The following is a 730-nucleotide window of genomic DNA, read 5'->3' as shown; positions in this document are numbered from 1 at the left end:
TGGTGCGACCTCGTCCCAGAACCGGTTCTCCCGCACCGCCGTCATCACCGGAACAAACCGACCCCAGTCAACATCCACCACCGTCACACAACCCGACACCGACTCCAACACACCCAACGCCACCCCAGGATCCAACGCCACCACACCACCACGACCCGCACGCTCCAACACACCACCACCAGCCATACCCCCCTCAGCCCACGGACCCCACGCCACCGACGCACCCACCAACCCCCGAGAACAACGCCACTCCACCAACGCATCCAACGCCGCATTCGCCGCCGCATAACCACCCTGACCCACACCACCCCACACACCAGCCGCAGACGAAAACAACACAAACGCATCCAACGACCGACCCTCCACCACCCGATGCAAATTCCACGCACCACCCGCCTTACCACCCCACACACCACCCAACCCACCACCAGACAAACCACCCACCACACCATCATCCAAAACACCCGCCACATGCACCACAGCCGACACATCAAACCGCTCAAACAAACCCTCCACCTCACCCAACACACCCACATCACACGCCACCACATCCACCACAGCCCCCAACCCCACCAACTCATCCCGCAACCCCACCGCACCCACAGCACCCAACCCACCACGACTCACCAACACCACACGACCAGCACCCCGACCCACCACCCAACGCGCCACCCGACCACCCAACACACCCGTCCCACCCGTCACCAACACCGTCCCCGAAAACCCACCA

1 protein-coding gene is annotated in these 730 nt (G+C 63.3%); it reads right to left on the bottom strand.

The window, feature by feature from the left end; all coding sequences use genetic code 11:
* A partial coding sequence (locus NBY69_RS37055) for a KR domain-containing protein (RefSeq protein WP_284350452.1) occupies positions 1–705 on the bottom strand: 705 nt, incomplete at its 3' end.
* Between the last annotated feature and the right edge of the window lie 25 nt (positions 706–730).

Source organism: Streptomyces sp. A 4/2, from assembly GCF_940670765.1.
Lineage (GTDB): Bacteria > Actinomycetota > Actinomycetes > Streptomycetales > Streptomycetaceae > Streptomyces.
The sequence above is the reverse complement of the archived record's forward strand: the minus strand, read 5'-3'. Positions and strand labels throughout refer to the sequence as shown.